At 60.9% G+C, this 15,593-nt stretch carries 14 protein-coding genes; 6 read left to right on the forward strand and 8 right to left on the reverse strand.

Annotated features, from left to right (window positions below; genetic code table 11):
• Nucleotide 1: 1 nt before the first annotated feature.
• From AC1RT6_RS11260 to ettA, 4 genes are all read right to left on the reverse strand, one after another.
• The gene (locus tag AC1RT6_RS11260) at nucleotides 2-589 is read right to left on the reverse strand and encodes a TIGR00645 family protein (protein WP_079447520.1); all 588 of its coding nucleotides are present in this window, start codon (nucleotides 587-589) and stop codon (nucleotides 2-4) included.
• A 118-nt stretch (nucleotides 590-707) separates the two neighbouring features.
• The gene (gene tam, locus AC1RT6_RS11265; protein ID WP_079447521.1) at nucleotides 708-1,478 is read right to left on the reverse strand and encodes a trans-aconitate 2-methyltransferase; all 771 of its coding nucleotides are present in this window, start codon (nucleotides 1,476-1,478) and stop codon (nucleotides 708-710) included.
• Between the two features lie 43 nt (nucleotides 1,479-1,521).
• Entirely contained in the window at nucleotides 1,522-3,591 is a 2,070-nt protein-coding gene (locus AC1RT6_RS11270) for an AI-2E family transporter (protein ID WP_493029494.1), read from the reverse strand.
• Between the two features lie 410 nt (nucleotides 3,592-4,001).
• Entirely contained in the window at nucleotides 4,002-5,654 is a 1,653-nt protein-coding gene (gene ettA, locus AC1RT6_RS11275; RefSeq protein WP_079447523.1) for an energy-dependent translational throttle protein EttA, read from the reverse strand.
• 405 nt (nucleotides 5,655-6,059) lie between these two features.
• Here ettA and AC1RT6_RS11280 point away from each other — a divergent pair, with 405 nt between their 5' ends.
• Both AC1RT6_RS11280 and AC1RT6_RS11285 read left to right on the forward strand, forming a co-directional pair.
• The gene (locus AC1RT6_RS11280; RefSeq protein ID WP_079447524.1) at nucleotides 6,060-6,260 is read left to right on the forward strand and encodes a hypothetical protein; all 201 of its coding nucleotides are present in this window, start codon (nucleotides 6,060-6,062) and stop codon (nucleotides 6,258-6,260) included.
• Nucleotides 6,253-6,534, forward strand: coding sequence for a hypothetical protein (locus AC1RT6_RS11285; RefSeq protein ID WP_139372916.1), 282 nt, complete (start codon nucleotides 6,253-6,255; stop codon nucleotides 6,532-6,534). Before AC1RT6_RS11280 ends, AC1RT6_RS11285 begins: the two co-directional genes overlap by 8 nt.
• A 190-nt stretch (nucleotides 6,535-6,724) precedes the next feature.
• On the opposite strand, the gene AC1RT6_RS11290 is transcribed toward AC1RT6_RS11285, so the two are convergent.
• Nucleotides 6,725-7,855 (reverse strand): L,D-transpeptidase, encoded by a 1,131-nt coding sequence (locus tag AC1RT6_RS11290; RefSeq protein WP_079447526.1) that lies wholly within the window; start codon nucleotides 7,853-7,855, stop codon nucleotides 6,725-6,727.
• A gap of 326 nt (nucleotides 7,856-8,181) precedes the next feature.
• Between AC1RT6_RS11290 and AC1RT6_RS11295 the strand changes: the two genes are divergently transcribed.
• A complete protein-coding gene (locus AC1RT6_RS11295; protein WP_079447527.1) occupies nucleotides 8,182-8,940 on the forward strand; it encodes a hypothetical protein in 759 nt (252 codons plus the stop codon).
• Nucleotides 8,941-8,946: 6 nt separating this feature from the next.
• On the opposite strand, the gene sseA is transcribed toward AC1RT6_RS11295, so the two are convergent.
• The 3 genes from sseA to AC1RT6_RS11310 form a co-directional block, all read right to left on the reverse strand.
• Nucleotides 8,947-9,813, reverse strand: a complete 867-nt coding sequence (gene sseA, locus AC1RT6_RS11300) for a 3-mercaptopyruvate sulfurtransferase (RefSeq protein ID WP_244553515.1) — start codon at nucleotides 9,811-9,813, stop codon at nucleotides 8,947-8,949.
• Nucleotides 9,814-9,857: 44 nt separating this feature from the next.
• The gene (locus AC1RT6_RS11305) at nucleotides 9,858-10,451 is read right to left on the reverse strand and encodes a GNAT family N-acetyltransferase (RefSeq protein WP_079447528.1); all 594 of its coding nucleotides are present in this window, start codon (nucleotides 10,449-10,451) and stop codon (nucleotides 9,858-9,860) included.
• A gap of 137 nt (nucleotides 10,452-10,588) precedes the next feature.
• Nucleotides 10,589-10,945 (reverse strand): hypothetical protein, encoded by a 357-nt coding sequence (locus AC1RT6_RS11310; RefSeq protein WP_079447529.1) that lies wholly within the window; start codon nucleotides 10,943-10,945, stop codon nucleotides 10,589-10,591.
• 289 nt (nucleotides 10,946-11,234) lie between these two features.
• Here AC1RT6_RS11310 and AC1RT6_RS11315 point away from each other — a divergent pair, with 289 nt between their 5' ends.
• The 3 genes from AC1RT6_RS11315 to uvrB all read left to right on the forward strand — a co-directional run bounded on the left by AC1RT6_RS11315 (nucleotide 11,235) and on the right by uvrB (nucleotide 15,565).
• On the forward strand, nucleotides 11,235-12,047 hold the full coding sequence (locus AC1RT6_RS11315) for a PAS-domain containing protein (RefSeq protein WP_079447530.1): 813 nt from the start codon (nucleotides 11,235-11,237) through the stop codon (nucleotides 12,045-12,047).
• 188 nt (nucleotides 12,048-12,235) lie between these two features.
• On the forward strand, nucleotides 12,236-12,436 hold the full coding sequence (locus tag AC1RT6_RS11320; protein ID WP_079447531.1) for a hypothetical protein: 201 nt from the start codon (nucleotides 12,236-12,238) through the stop codon (nucleotides 12,434-12,436).
• A gap of 66 nt (nucleotides 12,437-12,502) precedes the next feature.
• Nucleotides 12,503-15,565 (forward strand): excinuclease ABC subunit UvrB, encoded by a 3,063-nt coding sequence (uvrB, locus tag AC1RT6_RS11325; RefSeq protein WP_079447532.1) that lies wholly within the window; start codon nucleotides 12,503-12,505, stop codon nucleotides 15,563-15,565.
• The last annotated feature ends 28 nt before the right edge of the window (nucleotides 15,566-15,593 follow it).

The raw sequence follows: 15,593 nt of genomic DNA on the forward strand, positions 1-15,593 counted from the left end.
GCTAATGCCTCGCCTCGCCGTTCGATACATTCCCCTCATTCGCGATACGATCCGCAAGCGCAATGCCGATTGCCGAAAAAATGAACACGACGTGGATGATAGTCTGCCACATCACGCCGGTTTGGGTATAGTTCACGGCGCGCTCGGTTCCAAGGTTTCCGGCCTCGATGAAGGTCCGCAAGAGATGGATCGACGAGATGCCGATGATCGCCATCGCGAGCTTGATCTTGAGAACGCTCGCGTTGACATGGCCGAGCCACTCCGGCTCGTCGGGATGGCCTTCGAGATTGAGCCGCGACACGAAGGTCTCGTAGCCGCCGACGATGACCATCACCAGAAGATTCGAGATCATCACCACGTCGATGAGGCCAAGCACCACCAGCATGATCTGCTGTTCGGAAAAGTCGAACGAGTGCCCGATGAGATGCCACAGTTCTTTCAGAAACAGGACGACATAAACCCCTTGGGCAATGATCAGGCCAATATAAAGCGGAAGCTGAAGCCAGCGCGAGGAAAAGATCAACATCGGCAGCGGGCGAAGGGCAGTGAAAGCAGCCTTCGGGGCCGGAGATTCAGGCATCGGGGACATTATGGGTCTCGTTGTGACGGGAGAGCGTTTTATTCGATTCCCTGTGACGGAATCGAGACGTCCGGCCGCGACAAAATGCAACGCGAGCACTCCGGCCTGACTTGCTCAAAACCACGACTTATCTGATCGCGACCACGAAAATGCGCGGGAATCGCAGCAGCACCTTGCCGTCCGCCTGCAGCGGATAAGCGGCAGCGATCCGCGCGGAATATTCACGCAGGAACTCCTTCCTTTCCATCGGCTCCAGCGGACCGAGGAACGGCCGTAATCCCGTACCCTTGACCCATTCGACGATTGCCGTGGTGTCTTCAAGGATATGATTATAAATCGTGTGCCAGATCTCGATGCGTTCGCACAACGGCTGCAATGCGTCGTAATAAGCTCCAGGCCGCGCCAGCAGGTCTTTCGCCCGCGCGGCGTCCGCAAGTCTTTCTCGCCAAGGTCCCGAATGAGCCACCTCGCGCATCATCACATGACTTGGCTCATCGAGATTGTCGGGCATTTGCAGAGCTAACACGGCGCCTGCCGGAAGTACGCTCAACAGTCGCTGCAACTGAGACAGATGATCCGGCACCCACTGGAAGATCGCATTGGCAAACAGTAGGTCGGTGTTCGCCGGCGGGACCCAATGCGCGACGTTGGCTTCTATAAATGTGTGGCCTGGCAGCCGGTTGCGCGCCTGCCGCAGCATGTCGGCGGATGTATCGATCCCGATGATCTCGGTCTGCGGCCAGCGCTCGACCAGCAATTCGGTAGAATTACCGGGACCGCAGCCGATATCGACGGCCTTACGCGGCGCGTTAAGGGGAACCTGAGCTAACAGATCGCGGGATGGCCGCGTTCGCTCATCCTCGAATTTCAGATATTGCTGGGCGCTCCAATCGTCCATCGCGTCTACAGGTCCTCCTTTCGACATCAACCAAGATCGGCGATCAACGCCGATCACGGAGGGAAGATGTGCGTAGCGGAGAGTCCCGGCGATCGGCACTCCCCTCGGTCTGCTTTGACGGGATCTGTGGTCCAGACTCCAGCGAGCATGCAGCATCCTTGTGTATAATATCGTGTGCGGCCGTTTGGTCGACCAGCGACAGACAATAAGCGGCGGCTTCCCCCAGATTGTCTGCGACCGCGTCGGCCTTGAGGTGGTCTTTCGTCATTCCGCTGTTGGTGCATCCCCAGCAACAAACGAGGATGCGCACCCGCGGCATCTTGCGGCGAAGCTTGCGCAGCAGATGACGCGTTTGCGCCGTGCCGCCGTCATCGAGCGTCGAGATGCACACGAGCATCACGCCCGAGGCGTCAAGCTGGAAGATCCCGCTCGGCGACGTCTCCTCTTTCCTGGCGGCTCGCGCCCCAAGACCGTGTTTCGACAAGATCTCAGCCAGAAACATCGCAGCCGCTTCGTCGAGATCGCTGCGCTGCGCGACGCAGAGCACCGGATGTTCGGCCTGCCATTCGGCCGGCAGTCCTTCGCGGATGATGAACGGCAGCTCCGGCATCGGTGTACCCGCCGCCACGTCCGCTGCATCAGTGGGGGCTCCGTTCTTCGGTTGACGGCCCTCCATCACGTCATCGAATTCCGAAGCCAGTCCGTCGATGACCTCGGCGACGCTATCCCTGATTGCGGCAAGGCGGTCTGGCGACAAGCGGTCGCGTTTAAGATCAGCCTGCGCCAGCATCAGGCCATTCAACGCGACGTTTTCATAATATTCGGCGAGCGAGCGCTCCTTCAAGAACTTCTCGGCCATCTCAACGGCCTCCGGCGGATCGTTGGCCAGCATGCGCTGATAGAATAGCTCCTGCGGCGACAGGGCCGGACGATCCCCCAGCAGAATGTCCAGAAACCTGAGTTGCTCGACATGGCGGCCAAGCACGACGAGGCAGATCGTCAGAGGGGTCGCGAGAACAAGTCCGATCGGTCCCCACAGCGCGGTCCAGAACGTCGCCGCGACCACGACGGCCACCGGCGACAATCCGCTGCTGTGTCCCACGAGCAAAGGCTCGACAGCCTGTCCGACCAGAAGCTCCGTCAGGAGAATGAGCGACCCGCTCCACAGCAACATCGACCAACCGGGATCGACCGCGATAGCCAGGGTCAGGGGAAAAAACGCCGCGATGAAAGGCCCGACATAGGGCACGAACCGCATGATCGCGGCCAGAATTCCCCAGAGGATGGCGCTGGGAACGCCGATCAACAGCAGTCCGGCGGCCACGATCACGCCGAATCCGGCGTTAAGCAGGACCTGCGTCAGGAAAAGACGGCTGAGGCGGCTGGCCGCGTCGTCGATCGCCGCGGTCGCGGACTGCAGATCATTCGATCCTGCGAGCTTGATGAAGCGGTTGCGTAGATCCTCTCGCTGGAACAGGATGAAGATCACGAATACGATTACGATGCCCACGGTTGCCAGCGGATGCAGCAACGGGCTGATGAGCGCCGATATATTCTCAAGGGCGGACTGCGGGGGCGAACGCACCTCGACCGGTATAGGCTCAACGTGATCGACCGCTTTGGACGACAGCGAACCCGCCGCTGACGGCACCGGCTGTGGTCCGCTGATTTCCTTGCCCAGACTCTGAAGAAGGTCCGCCGCGCGATCCAGCGGCCCTGTGGCCGTCAGCGCCCGCAGCGATTTGATCTTTTGCTGCATGGTTTGCTGGTACCGCGGCAGGCTCTCTGCGAGGCCTCTAACCTCTCTCACGATCAGGCCGCCGAGGGCGAAGATTGCGATAAAAGCAAGCAGCACCACCACGGGCACGCTGGCAGGGCGCGGGAAATGCCATCGCTCGAGAATGTCCACCAGCGGGGCGAGCACGAAGCTCAAGAGAACGGCCAGCACGATCGGAACGAAAATCTCGCGCCCCACATAGAGGCCGCAGATGACGAGCGCCGCGACGATGACCGCTGTGAGCGCCCGATCACCGAAGCCTCCCCTCGCCACCAGCGGCGCTACCCTCGCGTCCAGATCCAGACTCACCGCCGATGACCCCGATATTCCTGCCATCAATGATCGGCGGGCCGATTTGGTTCCATATTGACGCCTGGGGGATCGGTCCGATAGATCGTCCGTCCCTACCACTTACGCCGCTGGCGCATCGGGGCTATTTTGACGCCCTCCTCTAAAAACCCGGAGAGTCGGCGGTGTCTGGGGTTGAGGCTGCAGGTGGAAAGCAGACGGTCACACAGCTTCGCCTTCGGTCATGCCAGAAGCTCGTCGTCGTGGCGTAGCCGCCATATTGAACAGCGTGCTATTCAGAAGGCATCGACGAAATTGCTTTGGACACTTGGACAGCCAATATCGACGCGCAGAAATTCTTCAGCTCGCAAGGCTATGTCCCGTTCAACGTCATCCATCGCAAGAAGCTTGTCGGAGTGAGCTAAGGAGTCCAGGCCGCCAATGCGTTACCACTCTTCTCACCGCGTCAGCTTCTTATATTTCACGCGGTGCGGGATGATGCTGTCCTGACCGAGCCGCCGCATCTTGTCCTTCTCGTAGTCCTGGAAGTTGCCCTCGAACCATTCGACATGGCTGTCGCCTTCGAAGGCAAGGATATGCGTGGCGATGCGATCGAGAAACCAGCGGTCGTGGCTGATGATGACGGCGCAGCCAGCGAAATCCTCGAGCGCCTCTTCCAGCGCGCGCAGCGTATCGACGTCGAGATCGTTGGTCGGCTCGTCGAGTAGCAGCACGTTGGCGCCGGACTTCAGCATCTTGGCCAGATGCACGCGGTTACGCTCGCCGCCCGACAAACTGCCTACCTTCTTCTGCTGATCCGCGCCCTTGAAATTGAATGACGAGCAGTAGCCGCGCGAGTTCACCTCGCGCTTGCCGAGCAGGATCTGTTCGTTCCCTCCGGATATCTCCTCCCAGACGTTCTTCTTCGCGTCGAGGCTATCGCGCGACTGGTCGACGTAACCAAGATGCACGCTCTCGCCGATGGTGATGGTACCCTTGTCCGGCGTCTCCTGCTTGGTGATCATCCGGAACAGCGTGGTTTTGCCGGCGCCGTTGGCGCCGATCACGCCGACAATGCCTCCGGGCGGCAGCTTGAAGGTCAGATCGTCGATCAGTTCGCGGTCGCCAAACCCTTTGCTCAGGCCCTCGAAATCGACCACGTTCTGGCCGAGACGCTCGGCGACGGGAATGGTGATCTGCGCCGTCTGGCTCTGCTTCTCGCTGGCCTGCTTGAGCAGATCCTCGTAGCGCTGGTAGCGCGCCTTGGATTTCGCCTGCCGCGCCTTGGGCGAGGCGGCGATCCATTCCTGCTCGCGCGCCAGCGTCTTCTGATGCGCGGCGTCTTCGCGGCCTTCCTGTTCGAGGCGCTTCTGCTTCTGCTTCAGCCACGCCGAATAGTTACCCTCGTAGGGAATACCCTTGCCGCGATCGAGTTCGAGGATCCATCCCGTCACGTTGTCGAGGAAGTAGCGGTCGTGGGTGACGATCAGGATCGCGCCCGGATAATTGCGCAAATGACTTTCGAGCCACGACACCGACTCAGCATCGAGATGGTTGGTCGGTTCGTCCAGCAGCAAGAGGTCCGGCTGGTCAAGCAGCAGCTTGCATAGCGCGACGCGGCGGCGCTCGCCGCCGGAGAGTTTCGTCACGTCGGCATCATCGGGAGGGCAGCGCAGTGCGTCCATCGCCTGATCGACCTTGCTGTCGAGATCCCACAACCCCGCAGCCTCGATCTCATCCTGCAGCCTGGTCATCTCGTCGGCGGTTTCGTCGGAGTAGTTCATCGCCAGTTCGTTGTAGCGATCGAGGATCGCCTTCTGCTTGGCGACGCCCTCCATGACGTTTTCGCGCACGGTCTTGGCTGGATCGAGCTGCGGCTCCTGCTCAAGATAACCGACGCGGGCACCTTCCGCGACCCAGGCCTCGCCCGTGTAGTCCTTGTCGAGCCCCGCCATGATCTTCAGCAGCGTCGATTTACCCGAGCCGTTGACGCCGAGCACGCCGATCTTGGCGTCCGGATAGAACGACAGGTGGATGTTATCCAGCACCTTCCGGTTCGGCGGATAAGTTTTGGACAAGCCCTGCATGAAGTAGATGAACTGGCGCGCCATCGTGATCCCTGAAAGCGTGATTCCTAAAGGTGATTCCTGAAAGCGTCGCGGCGGTGTTCAGACGTTCTCTCCCGCCTTGCGGCGAAATCGTCAGGAACCTCTGAACCAGGCCACGCGCCGACCGAAGGTTGTACGCCTCTTTTGAATCCACGTCGCTGATAGGCCGCAGGGGCCGAACTTCGGGATTCAGGAGGCGCCGTTTTCTGGAAAGTTTACTGCCGCTGATGTAGCCGCGCGGTGGCGAAAGGGCAACCTTGCCTTAACCACGCAGAAAGGTTGACGGAAGGAATACTCCGTTTCGTCTCATTCGAACCGCCTTTTAATTAAATCCGTGAAGGATAGCGAGACCAGCGCCATCGTCGGCCTCCCAACAGGAAGCTTGCGACCCAACAAGGCAGTAACACCATGGCGACCAGCGTATCGGCGTCAGCGTCCAACCGGACCGAAAGACAGGATCATCCGCGCGGAGGACTTCACGGCATTCGCGCGTTATGGCGCGAATTCACCGCGATCGCGTTCAGCTCCTACCGGCCCGAACTGCATTACATGCGCGGACCCGGACCCGCGTGGCGTGCCAAGCACGGCGAGCGAGCGCCCAATGACTAGGCCGCGCATCCGCAGTTGGCATCACGCAACATCGCATATGACCGCGTCGATCGCCGAAGCGAAGACGAGGGAACGTTCGATCGCCGATCCCCGACCGAATACCTTCTCGCAGAAAGCCCTGCACCTCAATCATCCGCTCCGCAGGCGCGATCGCCACTTGAGGACGCCTCATCCCGGCTGCGAGATCACGCCGAACTACGGGCATTATTACATCGAGATGGTCGGGAATATCGCCGCGTGGCTCAAGGGCGCACGGGTACGCGCGCTGCGGTGAGTTAAGGTGAGTTAAAAGTGTTTCGAGCGAAGCATGTCCTCGGACTTGACCCGAGGATGGAATGGGTTCGCATGAAGAAAACACGTCAGATCAAAATCATAGAGTCACGCTTCTGACTCTGTCAGAAGCGGAAGGCTCTAAGAGAGCCGCGCAGCAAAACCGTTACGCAGGCGCGGCTTAAGCGCTGCGCCTATCGGATCGTAACCGGCGCCGGCAGCGGCGGCACCGAGGTTGGCTGGGTTCCGGGCAAGCTCGCTGTCTGCGGCGGCTGCGGAGTCGGCGCCGCGCTCGATCCCGGAGCCGGCTGGGTGGAAGCCGTCGTATCGGTGTGCGGTGGACCGCCGGGCAGCACGACAACCCGCGTACCGACCTTCACACGATCAAACAGATCCGACACATCCTCGTTGAGCATCCCGATGCAACCTGAAGAGACGAACTTGCCGATCGTCGAAGGCTGATTGGTGCCATGGATGCGAAATACTGTCGAACCGAGATACATGGCGCGCGCGCCCAACGGATTGCCCGGACCGCCTGCCATGAAGCGCGGCAGATAAGGCTGACGTTCGATCATTTCGGTCGGCGGATGCCAGTCCGGCCACTCAGCCTTGCGGCTGATCTTCTGCACGCCGGCCCAGGTGAAGCCGTCGCGGCCAACGCGCACGCCATAGCGGATCGCGCGATTATTACCGAGTATGTAGTACAGATGCGTATTTGACGTATCGACCACGATGGTGCCCGCCGGCTCTTTGGTGGCGAACGTGACTTCCTTGCGGCGCAGTCTCGGCGCCAGCTGTTTCTCACCGCCCTGATCAGCCTCCGGCTGCTCGTCCGGCGGCAGCGCCGACATTGGGGCCGGCCTACCGTCCGCACCCACCGGAGCCGGCGGCGTGAGGCCGTCAGTCGCTCCGCCGGTCGAAGCGACCGTTTCCGGCATACGCGTCGGAGCTTGATACTGTGGGGGGCCGGGCTGCCCGTAACGAGGATCCTCGGGCGACATCACCGGGCCTGGCGGAAGGTCGCGAGTCGAATAGACCGGCGTGGAACTGGAGCGACCGTAACGCGGATCATCCGGCGACATCACGGGGCCAGGCGGTGTCAACGCTGCGGAATTGTCGCGCTGCGCCGATTGGTCGTCAACCGGATCGAAACTGGGAACCGCATCGGCTCCTCTTTGACGGTCATCTTCGTCCGGATAAGCGGAGGGCGGCGTGGAATAGATCGGGCTCGGCGGGGGCGGGTATCCCTGCGCCGAGGCTAACGAGGTTCCCGCTGCGCCAGCTACGATCGCCGCAAAAACCGTCAGAATGCGTTTGATCATCATCGCCCTTGTATAAATCCAACAAGACACCGGATCGTTAACGGCCACATCGCGCAGGATAGCGGCGCATTCAAGACGATTCAGACAAAAGCCTCCCCGATTCGGTCATAATTCCAGATCGTGGCGAACCGTGTCCTCCAGGCCTCACTATTTCCTGCAAACTTTCGACGGGCGATTGTTGCGGTGGATTTTTGGAGCGCACGACCGCGTCCCTTGCGGTATTCTCGATAGGCCCTGATTCGTACAACCTGTCGATCAGGCGTGTGTTCAATTGCGTTCTGATGGCCCGATCACCGTCGTAGACGCGCGGGGAAGGCGCAACCACACCCATGCTACCCGGCTTTCGTTCCCTATTCGTTGCGGTCACGCTGGCGATCTCAATGCTGATCTTCGGCTTGGGGGCCGCAGCTTTGCTGCGAGCAACCCACGAAGAGTTCGCAAGTCTGCCTCTCAAGCCGATGCCCGAAGTCACGTTTGGATCAAAAGAAGCCGAACAGCCTACGTTGGCCGTGCTGCAGGTCGATACACCCGCCGCCAAACCTGCAACACCGGAATCAAACCAGGCCGACGCACAGCACACGGTGACGCCTTTATCGGATGCGCAGCCGGAATCCGGGGCCGATACGCCTCCTGCCACGGACGCACCTTCTGCTCCGGCCGATACTGACAAGCCGGCAGCTTCTCCATCACGATCGGAGCCCGTCCCCGCGATAGCGGACACGACACCTCCCGCCAATACCGCTGCGCCAGAACTATCGGAGCCAGCGCGAGGCAGCGAGACGGCAGACGAGGCAGACGAGGCCGTCAAACCCGCGGTCGCGAAAAGCGACGCATCCTCAACTGACGGAAAAACATCCGGTGTCACGGAAACGATGACATCGCCGTTCGGAGAGCATTCCAAGCCACCCCTGCCGGCAAGCCGTCCTGTACAGAAAACGCAGGTCGCCGATCCGGCGACGCCCACCACCAAACGATCGTCCACGAAACCACGGCGTGCTGCTAAGAAACATCACCATCGCAGTGCGATCCGGCAGTCAGATCGTTCATCGCAACCCATGCTTTTGGGGTCGCCGCTCGAATTGGAGTGAGCCTGTTCAGGCAGGTCCGGTAGCGATCGGCGGACCCTCACTCAATCCCCACTCCGACCATGACCCGTCGTAGAGCGCCGAGCCCCGCACCCCGAGTCGGTAGAGCGCAAGCGTCAGCACCGCGGCCGAAACCCCCGAGCCGCAGGTGGTGACGACGGGCTTTGCCAAATCCACCCCGACGCGAGTAAACGCGGCACGAATATCGTCCAGCGGCTTCATAGCGCCGGTCCCAGGATCGAACAGCTCGTTGTACGGCAGGTTGCGGCTGCCGGGAATGTGACCTGAACGCAGCCCGGCTCTCGGCTCCGCTACGGCGCCGGTGAAGCGACCAGCCGCGCGCGCATCGACAAGCTGCTCGCGACCCGACGACAGGTTGCTCATGAGCTGAGCTTGACCGCGCACATAAAGCGGATCGAAGGTCGCGTTGAAATGGCCCGGCTTCGGCGAAACTTTACCGGATTCGACCGGGCGGTTTTCCGCGCGCCATTTTTTCAGGCCGCCGTCAAGTACCCGGACATCGGCGTGACCGAACGACAGGAACATCCACCACACCCGCGGCGCGGCAACCCAGCCTCCAAAGTCATAAACAACGACTGTATCTTTCGAGGAAACCCCCAGCGCGCCGACATCACGCGCGAACTGCGCAGCATCCGGATACATATGCGGAAGTGGCGACGCACGATCCGATACGGCATCGACATCGAAGAACACCGCGCCGGGAATGTGCGTGGCGTGAAAATCATCGACAGCCAGCGGTAGCACGCCGGGCATCTTGAACGAGGCATCGATGACCTTGACGTCACCAAGATGCGCGGCCAGCCATTCGGTGGAGACAAGAGGATCGTCGAGAATGGAGATCATTGTAATGCTCATTATATTCCCGCGCCGCAGTCGCTCACTCGGCGGGACGGCCGGGACTATCGACGCTTTTCATTGAGTTCGTAGGTGAGATGCGCCTTCACCTTCGGCCACTCTCCGGGAAGGATGCTGTAGACGACGGTGTCCCGCACCGTCACGTTTGGCGACATCTGACGATCGCGCAGGGTACCCTCCTGTTTGGCGCCGAGCCGCTCGATGCCACGTCGGCTGACATGATTGAAAACGTGAGTACGGAATTCCACGGCGATGCAGTTCAGCTTTTCGAACGCGTGAGTGAGCAGCAGCAGCTTGCACTGGGTATTGACTGCGGTGCGCTGGACGCGCTTCGCATACCAGGTCGAGCCGATCTCGACGCGACAGCTCGCAGAGTCGACGTTCATGTAGGTCGTCATACCGGCGATTCGTCCCTCGGCATCCCGCACCGTAAAGGGCAGCATGGTTCCGGCTGCTTGCAGCGAGAGCCGCCGCTCGATCTCGGCCCCCATTTTCTCCGGCGCCGGAACGAAAGTGTACCAGATCTTCCAGATCTCGCCGTCTTTGACCGCGTCAACAAGGGCTTCGCGGTGATCTTGCGACAACGGCTCGAGCCGCGCATGAGGTCCTTCGAGCGTGACCGGCTGCAGCCAGGGCATGATGTACTCCGTTCCTTTACAGCCATTTGTGCGATCGAGACAAAATTTGCAAAAGCAATTTGCCTGACTTCACATCTTGACAACGGGTACCAGGACAGATGTCAGCGGCTGGAATGACGTCGGAGATAACGCCTGAACTACTTCCCTTCCTCCTTCGCCGGATGTTTTCCGTCCTCCTTCGTCGGGGACTGCGGCTGTTTCTTGCTCGCCGCCTGAAGTTCAGCCACCGCCTTCCGCAGTTCCGCAACTGTGCTCTCAAGCACCTGCATCTGTCGGTTGGCCGCATCGATTTTCTGCCTGCTATCGATGACATATCTGCTGAGGGTGGTTTGCAGAAAATTGATGTTGCTCTGCAAGCAACTCGTCCGCCTCTCCATCGTCTTTTCGACGGTGCAGATCTCAATACCGGGAACGTCCTGCGCCATGGAAGCGCAGAGGCCCAGCATATAAAGGGGCCCGATCATCAACATCAACGGAAGGCGTCGGTCGCTCATCGAAACTCTCATCCCACACAATGATTCCCTGAAGGCAGCTTTGCAGAACGCCGATCAAGGGGCGAGGATTATCACGCGACCTCAGACTGTGGCGGGCAAACCCACACGGCCCGAACAGCTACGGTTGCGCACCCGGCAGTTCCTTGGATTAGATCTCGGGCAGCGCAATTCATTTCAAATCGCGCGCCGCCGCGTTAGGCGCCATTAACGCTGGCGACGAAAACCGTGCGATTGTGCAACCAGTTGTTCGCGAACCGGATTTAGTCTCATTCGGTATCATGGAACGGTGATGCATATCGACTGGCGAATAGTGTTGGGTCCGGCTTTCGCGATTTTAATCGCAGGCGCGTCCATCTATGCCGATCGCAACGTTGCCGCCTTTGCGGACCTGTCAGCGCTATATATTTGTGTCGTCGCCCTCGCCGGATCGCTTGGTGGCACAGTTTCCGGTCTGATCAGCGCCGGAATAGCCGTTTTAGCCTCCGCAGGAATTCTTAGCGACTACAATGCCACGGTCGCTGACGGTTCCATCGTTTTACGTCTTGGATTGCTGACCCTGACCGCCGGCGGCACCGCCTTGATCACCGGATTGTTGCGGTTGCGGATGATGAATGCGCTCAGACGGGAGCGCGAGCGGCACGCGACAGCGGCACGGCTGTCCACCGCCCTCAACCAGACCGACATCGGGATCGTCATGCTCGACGCAGACACCCGTGCCGAATTCATCAACCGAGCGTTCCGGAATTACTTCTCGCTGCCTGACGAGAAGGCCGACAGCAAGCCGCCGTTTATCGCGCTGATGTATCATGGCCGCGATACCGGCGCGTACGAACTGCCGCAAGACGAGCTTAGCCATTTCATCGCCGAGCGCGTTGGGATGGTACGCGCGGGCGATCCGACCCCGATAAATATCAAACTCAGAAACGGCGAGGTGCTGCGCTTCATTTGCACGGCGCTTCCGGACGGCGGCCGAATGCTGAGTTATGCGCCGGTGACCGATCTCATTCGTCGCACCGACAATCCGGCGGATGCCGACTACTACCTCTCACTGCGCGGAAGAGACCGACGTCTCCCGATCCATCGCCTTCGCGCGGCGGAATAATCTCGCTTCTGAAAGGATTTCATCCGTATCGATCCGGAACTATGGTTGCGCATCGATCAACCCGGCCTAGAGTCTTTCACCGCTTAACGGAAGCGGTGAAAGACTCTAGTTTTTTTGATTGACGCGTTTTCTTCACGCGAACCGGATTCCACTTCGCTCGAAAACGCTATGAGAGCACACCCGCCGCCATGACACGCCAGACCCGACAGCAAGCCATTCGCCGCCTCGCCTGTTCCGGGTGCGGAACGAAATTCACTTGCGATCTATCTGGCAACTGCTGGTGCGCCGAGGAGGCCGGGCGAAAGCCAATGCCGACCGAAGGCGGCGATTGCCTGTGCCGCGATTGCCTGCGAAAGGCCGTGTCGAGGTCATCATCGCCGAAGGCGTGATCACGGTATGTGCATCCGTGTGATTGCGCTCTTTCTTGCGGGCTGGATTCGCCCCATATTGCCGGCATGGCGAAGCCTCCCAATCCTCCTAAACAACCCGGTAAACCGCCGAGCGCTCAGAAGTCTAAAGCCCCGAAGTCGAAGGCACATCGTCCCGAGGTGCAGCCGATCGGACCTGCGCTCGCCGAATTGCTCAATCCGGCGATTAACCGCGGCGATGCCGGCCTCGGGTCCGGCACCGGATTGCAACCGCCACCGGACAATTCGTGGGACCGCCGCTCCGGCGGCGAGGCTGCGGCGCATCGCGCGCGAGCCTCCACGCGCGGCAAGGACGATGCGACGGCAAAACGGGATGCGTCTCGCTCCCCTCCCGTTAGCGGAGCGAGTGACAGGGACAGGGAAGTCTCTCCCCTCAAGGACGAGGTAAAGCAAAAGGGCTTCGACGAAGCGCCGCAAGCGGAATTCGCGACGCCGAACTACGGCACCTCCGCCACCATCCCGACGCTCGACCCGGAACTGGCGCGGCAGTTGGGCTTCCCAACCGCCGAGGATGACGATGAAGCGTTGGCGCGGCCACCGCGCAACAAGATGGAAGGCCTTGGCGTCAAGGCGACCGCTGAAGCGCTCGAGAATCTGATCCGCGATGGCCGCCCCGAATTTCGCGGCGACGACGGCGGGATGAAAGTATGGACACCGCACCGGCCGCCGCGACCGGAGAAGAGCGAAGGCGGCGTGCGGTTCGAGATCAAGTCGGAGTATCAGCCCAAAGGCGACCAGCCACAGGCAATCCGCGAACTGGTGGAAGGCATCCAGCGCAACGACCGCACCCAGGTGCTGCTCGGCGTCACCGGCTCCGGAAAGACCTACACCATGGCCAAGGTGATCGAAGCCACGCAGCGCCCAGCCCTGATCCTCGCGCCAAACAAGACGCTGGCAGCGCAGCTCTACGGTGAGTTCAAGAATTTCTTCCCCGACAACGCGGTGGAATACTTCGTCAGTTATTACGACTACTATCAGCCTGAAGCCTACGTACCGCGCACCGACACCTATATCGAGAAGGATTCCTCGATCAACGAGCAGATCGACCGCATGCGCCACGCGGCAACGCGCGCGCTGCTGGAGCGCGACGACGTCATCATCGTCGCCTCTGTGTCGTGTATCTATGGTATCGGCTCGGTCGAGACGTACACCGCAATGACCTTCGCCCTGAAGCGCGGCGAGCGCATCGACCAGCGTCAGCTCATCGCCGATCTCGTGGCGCTGCAATACAAGCGCACATCGGCCGACTTCACCCGCGGCACTTTCCGCGTGCGCGGCGACGTCATCGATATCTTCCCGGCGCACTACGAAGACCGCGCCTGGCGCGTGAACCTGTTCGGCGACGAGGTGGAGAGCATCGAGGAGTTCGATCCCCTCACCGGCCACAAGCAGGATGAACTGGATTTCATCAAGGTCTATTCCAATTCGCATTATGTGACGCCGCGTCCGACGCTGGTGCAGGCGATCAAGTCGATCAAATCGGAACTCAAGATGCGGCTCGACGAACTGCACGCGCAGGGTCGCCTGCTGGAAGCGCAGCGGCTGGAGCAACGCACCACCTTCGACCTCGAAATGATGGAGGCGACCGGAAGCTGCGCCGGCATCGAGAACTATTCACGCTATCTCACCGGCCGCCGCCCGGGCGAGCCGCCGCCGACCTTGTTCGAATACGTCCCCGACAACGCGCTGGTGTTTGCCGACGAGAGCCACGTCAGCGTGCCGCAGATCGGCGGCATGTTTCGCGGCGACTTCCGCCGCAAGGCCACGCTCGCCGAATACGGCTTCCGCCTGCCCTCCTGCATGGACAACCGGCCGCTGCGTTTCGAGGAATGGGACATGATGCGCCCGCAATCGGTCGCGGTATCCGCCACGCCAGGCGCATGGGAGCTGAACGAGAGCGGCGGCGTGTTCGTCGAGCAGGTGATCCGTCCGACCGGGCTGATTGATCCGCCGGTCGACATCCGCCCCGCGCGGACGCAGGTGGACGATCTCGTAGGCGAGGTGCGCGCAACGGCTGCGAATGGCTATCGCTCACTCATCACGGTGCTAACCAAACGCATGGCGGAGGACCTCACCGAATATCTGCACGAGCAGGGCATCCGCGTGCGCTACATGCACTCGGATATCGACACCATCGAGCGTATCGAGATCATCCGCGATCTCAGGCTTGGCGCTTTCGACGCGCTGGTCGGCATCAACCTGCTGCGCGAGGGCCTCGACATTCCCGAATGCGCGCTGGTTGCCATCCTCGACGCGGACAAGGAAGGTTTTTTGCGCAGCGAGACCTCGCTGATCCAGACCATCGGCCGCGCGGCCCGCAACGTCGACGGCCGGGTGATCCTCTATGCCGATCAGGTCACCGGATCGATGCAACGCGCCATCGCCGAGACCGACCGCCGCCGCGAAAAGCAGGTGGAATACAACACCGCCAACGGCATCACGCCGGAAAGCGTCAAGAAGTCCATCGGCGATATTCTCAACAGCGTTTATGAGCGCGATCATGTGCTGGTGGAGATCGGCGATGGCGGCAAGGGGAATTCCTGGTCGGATGACGCGATCGCGATCGGCCACAATTTCGAGGCCGTTCTCTCCGATCTGGAAACGCGGATGCGCGAGGCCGCCGCCGACCTGAACTTCGAGGAAGCCGCAAGGCTGCGCGATGAGGTCAAGCGGCTGCGCGCCACCGAGCTGGCCGTGGTCGATGATCCCACCATCAAGCAGCGCGGGGTCGCGGCAAAGGCGGGCGCCTATGCCGGCGCGAAGAAATACGGCGATGCGGCGAATCTGCCAGCGCGTTTGGATAAAGCAGCGCAAGGCAGGCCGACCGGAAAGTTTGGCAAGCGCAGCTCCTCAACCTCAAAAATCCATAAACCCTCGCTCGACGAAATGGGTATCGCCACCTGGCACGAGGTCAAGCCGACCGGCACGCGTCCAAAGCCGCGCAAACCGACGCTCGACGAAATGGGTCCGGGGACCGAAAGCAGGATTTTCCAACCGACCAATTCGCGCGAATCCGGACCTGAATTCGGTCCACGGCCGCGCTCATCCGGCGGCGCGCCGGGCCACAGGGGTGGATGGAAGAAGAAGTGAACAGGCGTCGCCGGTCAAACAATCAGGA

This window comes from Nitrobacter sp. MLSD-S21 (assembly GCF_058809865.1).

Excerpts from the sequence above, each read along its gene's own strand:
- ettA (WP_079447523.1), bottom strand. The coding sequence starts at position 5,654 with ATGGCGCGCCAGTTCATCTACTTCATGCAGGGCTTGTCCAAAACTTAT.
- AC1RT6_RS11285 (WP_139372916.1), top strand. The coding sequence starts at position 6,253 with ATGACTAGGCCGCGCATCCGCAGTTGGCATCACGCAACATCGCATATG.
- AC1RT6_RS11260 (WP_079447520.1), bottom strand. The coding sequence starts at position 589 with ATGTCCCCGATGCCTGAATCTCCGGCCCCGAAGGCTGCTTTCACTGCC.
- AC1RT6_RS11280 (WP_079447524.1), top strand. The coding sequence starts at position 6,060 with ATGGCGACCAGCGTATCGGCGTCAGCGTCCAACCGGACCGAAAGACAG.
- sseA (WP_244553515.1), bottom strand. The coding sequence starts at position 9,813 with ATGAGCATTACAATGATCTCCATTCTCGACGATCCTCTTGTCTCCACC.
- AC1RT6_RS11320 (WP_079447531.1), top strand. The coding sequence starts at position 12,236 with ATGACACGCCAGACCCGACAGCAAGCCATTCGCCGCCTCGCCTGTTCC.
- AC1RT6_RS11315 (WP_079447530.1), top strand. The coding sequence starts at position 11,235 with ATGCATATCGACTGGCGAATAGTGTTGGGTCCGGCTTTCGCGATTTTA.
- AC1RT6_RS11270 (WP_493029494.1), bottom strand. The coding sequence starts at position 3,591 with ATGGCAGGAATATCGGGGTCATCGGCGGTGAGTCTGGATCTGGACGCG.
- tam (WP_079447521.1), bottom strand. The coding sequence starts at position 1,478 with ATGGACGATTGGAGCGCCCAGCAATATCTGAAATTCGAGGATGAGCGA.
- AC1RT6_RS11305 (WP_079447528.1), bottom strand. The coding sequence starts at position 10,451 with ATGCCCTGGCTGCAGCCGGTCACGCTCGAAGGACCTCATGCGCGGCTC.
- AC1RT6_RS11290 (WP_079447526.1), bottom strand. The coding sequence starts at position 7,855 with ATGATGATCAAACGCATTCTGACGGTTTTTGCGGCGATCGTAGCTGGC.
- AC1RT6_RS11310 (WP_079447529.1), bottom strand. The coding sequence starts at position 10,945 with ATGAGCGACCGACGCCTTCCGTTGATGTTGATGATCGGGCCCCTTTAT.
- AC1RT6_RS11295 (WP_079447527.1), top strand. The coding sequence starts at position 8,182 with ATGCTACCCGGCTTTCGTTCCCTATTCGTTGCGGTCACGCTGGCGATC.
- uvrB (WP_079447532.1), top strand. The coding sequence starts at position 12,503 with ATGGCGAAGCCTCCCAATCCTCCTAAACAACCCGGTAAACCGCCGAGC.